Here is a 5,753-nt window from a genome sequence, read left to right as displayed (position 1 = left end):
CGAGGCGGTGGCGCTGCCGGACCCGGCCGGCGCCGAGCTGGACGCCGACCCGGACCCGGAGCCCGATGCCGAGCCCGGCGCCGCGCCTGATGCCGCGCCCGATGCGGAGGCGGACGCCGACCCGGAGCTGCGGAGCTTCGGCAGGCCCGGCGCCGAACGGGCCACCGGGGTCCGGCTGGTCACCGTCGGCAGCTTGCCGGCCGGCGCCGCTCCGGGCACGATCGGCGCTCCGTAGGCGCCCAGCAGGCCCTCATAGACCTTGCGGACCATCGGAGCTGCCGCCGAGGCGCCGGTGCCGGCCTGCTCCACCATGCCGACCACCACGAACCTGGCCTTGCTCGGCGAGGCGCCGGGCTGCACCGGTCCCCACGAGGCCAGCCACGAGGTGTCCTGCTTGCCGTACACCTCGGCGGTGCCGGTCTTGGCGCCGATCAGCGTCTTGATCGGCGAGCCGTCGAAGGCCAGCGCCCCGGACACCGAATGGCTGTCCTGGAAGTGCAGCGAGTCGGCGATGAAGCTCAGCACCTTCTTCTCGACCGGCACCGTGCGTAGCACCTTGGGGGTGATGGTGCGCACCGTCTTGCCGGCGGCGTCCACGACGCCCCAGCCCAGCGTCGGGGCGAACAGCTTGCCACCGTTGATCATCGCCGAGTACGCGGTGGCCAGCTGCAGCGGCGAGACGGTGGTGTCACCCTGGCCGATGGCGGTGTCGGCGTTGTTACCGGCGAAGAATCGCCAGCCGTCGGTGCAGTTCTCCGACGCGAGCTGGGTGAGGTAGGCCCGGTCGGCAAGGTTCGCCACGTCCGGATAACCCTTCTTGGCCGCGGCGCAGTAGTCGGCCTTGTTGGCCTTCCAGGTGGCCAGCCGGCTGGCCCGGCTGCCGATCGAGCCGCTGGCCTGCTCGTCGGCGGGCAGGTCGACGCCCGGCCGCTGCGCCACCCCGAACGCCCGGGCCATCGCCTGCAGCGGCTCCAGCGGCTTCTTGCCGTCCTCGACCCGGCGCTGGTCGGCCTGCCACTCCGCGACCGCCGGGGCGTAGAAGAAGGTGTCGCAGGAGACCTGCAAGGCGAACCTCAGGTCGATCTCGCCGAAGGTCTCGGACTCGTAGTTGGTCTTGGTGCGCCCGTCCACGTTCAACGAGCCGGGGCACGGGTAGTGGCCGTCCAGCGTGATCGCGCCGGTGCCGATGTCATCGGCGGTACTGATCAGCTTGAAGGTCGATCCGGGCGCGTACGCCCCCGCGATCGCCCGGCCGACCAGCGGGTCACCGGCCTTCGGCGCGGTCAGCCTGGCGTAGTCGGTAACCGAGATTCCCCCGACGAACGCGGCAGGATCGTAGGTCGGGTAGCTGGCGGCGGCGATCACCCGGCCGGTGTGCGGGTCCATCACCACCAGCGCTCCGGACGGCGCCGCCTTGCCCTTGGCCCGCGAGGCGGCGATCTGGGCGGCTAGCGACCTCTCGGCCAGCGCCTGCACGTCGGCGTCCAGGCTGGTCACCAGGGTGTTGCCCGGCTGGGCGGCGATGGTCGCGTCCTGGCCGACCGCCTCGCCGCGCGGGTCCAGCTGCACCCGCTGCTCACCGTCGACGCCGCGCAGCACCGAGTCGTAGGACTCCTCCAGGCCGCTGCGGCCGATCGTGTCGGCATCCACCAGCGCCTTGTCGGCCTTCTGGTCATCGGGCCCGACGGCGCCGGTGTAGCCGAGCAGGTGCGCGGCCAGGCTGCCGCCGGGGTAGTGCAGGACGGTCTGGGTGCTGATGCTGACCCCGGGGAACTGCTCGGCGTGCTCGGACACCGCCAGGATCACCGCCGGGCCGACCCCGGTCGCCACCGGAACCGGCTGGTACGGCTGGCCGGTCCAGCACGGTGCCGGAACGTTCACCCCGCACGGGGTGATCTCACGACGCAGGTCCGCGGCCGTGGTGGCGAGCACCGGGGCCAGCCGGGCCAGCACCGCCGCGCCGCGATCGTCCTGCTGGTCCAGTGCCGAGCGGTCCACGGTGAGCACGTGGGTGCTCCGGTTGCCGACCAGCACCCGCCCCCGGGCGTCGAGGATCTCACCGCGCGGCGCCGGCACCACGATCGCGCCGAGGTGGGTGATGCCCGCCGACTGCTGCGGCTTGTGCTGGTCGAGCAGCTGCACGAAGGACAGCCGGGCCAGCAGGGTCAGCAGCAGCGAGGCGATCAGCAACCGCAGCACGGATAGCCGGGTGCGGTGCGAGCCGGCGCGCGGGTCAGCCGAATGCATCGGCATGGACCCGTCCAGAAGGTGCGGTGTCGATCAGCCGGCCCACCGGACGCGGCGAGCGGATTCCCTGGGCCCGCAGCAGGGTGCGCACCAGCGGCACCACCAGCAGCCCCAGCAGCGCATCGGCCAGCCCCACCGGGATCAGGTAGCGCAAGGCCAGCAGCGCGGTGGCCGCGTGCGAGCCGAGGATGGCCAGCAGCAGCCCCAGCACCCCGGAGCTGGCGGCACCGAGCAAGGCCGCGAGCCCGGCGACCCCGCGGGTGCCGTAGCCGCGCTGGGTGGCCAGCCCGCCCAGCATCCCGGCAACCAGGCCCGCCGCCAGCCAGCACAGCGCCTGGACCCCGGCCGGGTGGTCGGAGCCCAGGTCGGCCAGCAGGCCGGTGGTGAAGCCGAGCCCCATGCCGATACCCGGGCCGGCGTAGATGCCCACCACGATCACCAGCAGCGCGGGCAGCGACACCGGAACCGGAAAGGTCAGCGGGCCGATCAGGCTGGCCTGCACCAGCAGGACGGTGATCACCCCGGCGGCCGCCGAGGCGATCCGGGAGACGGTCACCGGTTGCTGCCCGCGGCCGGTTCCAGCGGCGGGCGCGCGGTGCCCCGAGGCGTCTGCAGGATGATGCCGACCAGATCCAGGCCGAACTGGGCGGCGGCCGGGCGCAGCCGCACCGAGACCGTGCCGTCGGCCGCCGTGGTCACCGAGGTCACCACGCCCACCGCGACGCCCGCGGCGTAGGTGGTCTTGCCGGCCGGTCCGGTCACCAGCCGGTCCCCCACCCGGACGTCCGCCCGGTCCGCCAGCGCGCTGGCGCTCAACGGGCCGCTGCCGGCCCCGGTGGCCAGCAGCAGCGCGCCGGACCGGACGTCGCGCACCCCGACACCGGAGGCCGGGTCCGCGGCCAGCAACACCACCGAGGTGGTGCTGTGCACGTCCACCACCCGCCCGACCAGGCCCAGGCCGTCGGTCACCGTCTGGCCGACCAGCACGTTCTCGCGGCCGCCGACGTCCACCGTGACACTCCACTGGAAGCCGGCTCCCGGGCCGGTGGCGATCACCCGGGCCGGCATCAGCCGCCAGTCGGCGGTATCGGCCTGCAGCTGCAGGGCCTGCAGCTGCCTGGTGGTGGCCGCGTCGGCTGCCGAGGCGGCGAGCAGCCGCTGCAGTTCGGCGTTGCGCTGCTTGAGCCGGGCGATCTCGCGCCGGTTGCCGCCCACGTTCGGCACGCCCTGGACGAAGCGGCGGGCTGGGCCCAGTACCGCGTCGGTGCCCCGGTAGAGCGAGCCGAGGGCACCGGTGGTGCCACCCCGGGCGCCGCCCAGCGAGCCGCCGGCGAAGTCCAGGCTGATGAACAGCAGGGCGATCACCGCGAGCACCACGGCGGAGAGTTGCTGGCGTCGGGTGAGCCTGCGCATGACGCAACGCCCCTAGCCGTGCCGGCTCGGCCGGTCGGAGGTTGAGCCGATCGCGGACTCGAGGGCGGTGCTCATCAGCGGCAGTCTCGGCAGTTCCCGGCAGCGGCGCCGGCCATCAACGGCGGTGCCCGTCGACCACGACCTTGTGCAGCGACTCGAACTGCTCCACCACGGTCGCGGTGCCCAGCACCACCGAGTCCAGCGGCCGGTCCGCGACCAGCACCGGGATGCCGATCTCGTGCTGCAGCCGGGCGTCCAGGCCACGCAGCAGCGCCCCGCCGCCGGTCAGCACGATGCCCCGGCTCACCAGGTCGCCGGCCAGCTCCGGCGGGCACCGGTCCAGGGTGGCCCGGACGGCAGCCACGATCCGGTTGATCGGTGCGCTCATGGCGTGGCGCAACTCCTCGGCCGAGACCGCGACATTGCGCGGCAGGCCGGTCGCGACGTCGCGGCCGCGGATCTCGGCCCGCACCGGCCCGGCGATCGGGAACGCCGACCCGATCGAGATCTTGAGCTCCTCGGCGGTGCGCTCTCCGATCAGCATCGAGAACTCCGCCCGGATGTGGTCGACGATGGCGCGGTCCAGCGCGTCGCCGGCCACCCGGAGGCTGGTGCTGGACACGATCCCGGCGAGGGCGATGATGGCAACCTCGGTGGTCCCGCCGCCGATGTCGATCACCATCGAGCCCGACGCCTGGCTGACCGGCAGACCGGCGCCGATCGCGGCGGCCATCGGCTCGGAGATGATGTGCACCCGCCGGGCACCCGCGGCGTAGGCCGATTCGCTGACCGCGCGCTGCTCCACCGAGGTGATGCCGCTGGGCACGCAGACCACCACCCGGGGACCGGCGAAGGCCCGCCGCCCGATCACCTTGCGGACGAAGTAACGCAGCATCTCGGCGGTGATGTCGTAGTCGGCGATCACGCCGTCCTGCAGCGGCCGGACCGCGCGGATGTGGCCGGGCGTCCGCCCGATCATCCGCTTGGCTTCGGCGCCGACGGCGACCACCGCTTTGGTGGTGGTGTCGATGGCCACCACCGATGGTTCGTTCAGCATGATGCCGCGACCCCGTGCATAGACAAGGGTGTTCGCGGTTCCGAGGTCGACTGCCAAGTCACCGCCGAGCAGGTCGCCGCCCAGCAGCGACATCGGGGTGAATGCCATGGGAACCCTCGTTTGTGGTGCGCCGCCGGATGAAACCGGTGTTACTGATGTGAATGAACATCACCGATCGTAGGGGCGTGGCTGCACTATCGGCCGTTGCGACTCGCCCGAGCAGATAACGGAAAGTAGCGATATCGCCGAGGCCGGTCGCACCGGCACCGGTCCCGCCGATCGCCTTGCGCCAGAGTGCCGGCGCGCTCGCCGGGCGGGTGAACAGCCTGAGAAATCAAGCGGTTTCGTGAGCGGACGGCTCCGCGAACCAGAGCGCGATCTCGCGGGCGGCCGACTCGGGCGAGTCCGACCCGTGCACCAGGTTCTGCTGCACCTTCAGTCCCCAGTCCCGGCCGAGGTCACCGCGAATGGTGCCCGGCAGCGCGACGGTGGGATCGGTGGCGCCGGCCAGCGCCCGGAAACCCTCGATGACCCGATGGCCCTCGGCCACCACGGCGACCACCGGCCCGGACGACATGAAGTCCACCAGTGGCTGGTAGAACGGCTTGCCGACATGCTCGGCGTAGTGCTGGGCCAGCAGCTCGGCGTCGGCCAGGCGCTGCCGCAGTGCCACGATCCGGTAGCCCTTGGCCTCGACCCGGGCCAGGATCACGCCGGTCAGATTGCGCGCCACCCCGTCCGGCTTGATCAGGATCAGGGTTCGCTGGACGGCTGATTCAGTCACCGAGCCACCCTATCCTCCCTGCCGGCCGGTCCTTTGCCGGCCGGTCCTTTGCCGGCCGGGCATCACGACACCAGCATCCGCCATCCGGACGGGGTACCCACCAGCTGCTGCCTGGTACGCAACACATAGAGCCAGAGCAGCAGGAAGATCACCACCACCACGGCCAGCACCGGGATCAGCACCACGGTGGCGGCCAGCACCAGTTGCAGCACCGAGCCCAGCCCGATTCCCCAGGGCCGGCGGAGCAGGAAC

General features: G+C 72.5%; 6 protein-coding genes. All 6 read right to left on the bottom strand.

Features of this window, described 5'->3' with window-relative positions:
* Nucleotides 1–2,253 (bottom strand): penicillin-binding transpeptidase domain-containing protein (locus VF542_RS02730; protein WP_408650175.1); only part of this gene is annotated, 2,253 nt, incomplete at its 3' end.
* Nucleotides 2,234–2,803, bottom strand: coding sequence for a hypothetical protein (locus VF542_RS02725; RefSeq protein ID WP_408650174.1), 570 nt, complete (start codon nucleotides 2,801–2,803; stop codon nucleotides 2,234–2,236). The genes VF542_RS02725 and VF542_RS02730, both read right to left, overlap by 20 nt.
* Nucleotides 2,800–3,660 carry a rod shape-determining protein MreC gene (gene mreC / locus VF542_RS02720; protein ID WP_408650173.1) on the bottom strand — a complete coding sequence of 287 codons (861 nt, stop codon included), beginning with the start codon at nucleotides 3,658–3,660 and terminating at the stop codon, nucleotides 2,800–2,802. Before mreC ends, VF542_RS02725 begins: the two co-directional genes overlap by 4 nt.
* Before the next feature lie 115 nt (nucleotides 3,661–3,775).
* Nucleotides 3,776–4,825, bottom strand: coding sequence for a rod shape-determining protein (locus tag VF542_RS02715; RefSeq protein ID WP_408650172.1), 1,050 nt, complete (start codon nucleotides 4,823–4,825; stop codon nucleotides 3,776–3,778).
* Nucleotides 4,826–5,051: 226 nt separating this feature from the next.
* The gene (gene ndk, locus VF542_RS02710; protein WP_408650171.1) at nucleotides 5,052–5,501 is read right to left on the bottom strand and encodes a nucleoside-diphosphate kinase; all 450 of its coding nucleotides are present in this window, start codon (nucleotides 5,499–5,501) and stop codon (nucleotides 5,052–5,054) included.
* A 62-nt stretch (nucleotides 5,502–5,563) separates the two neighbouring features.
* A partial coding sequence (locus VF542_RS02705) for a DUF4233 domain-containing protein (protein ID WP_408650170.1) occupies nucleotides 5,564–5,753 on the bottom strand: 190 nt, incomplete at its 5' end.

The sequence above is a fragment of the Jatrophihabitans sp. genome, from assembly GCF_036389215.1.
Lineage (GTDB): Bacteria > Actinomycetota > Actinomycetes > Mycobacteriales > Jatrophihabitantaceae > Jatrophihabitans_A.
The sequence above is the reverse complement of the archived record's forward strand: the minus strand, read 5'-3'. Positions and strand labels throughout refer to the sequence as shown.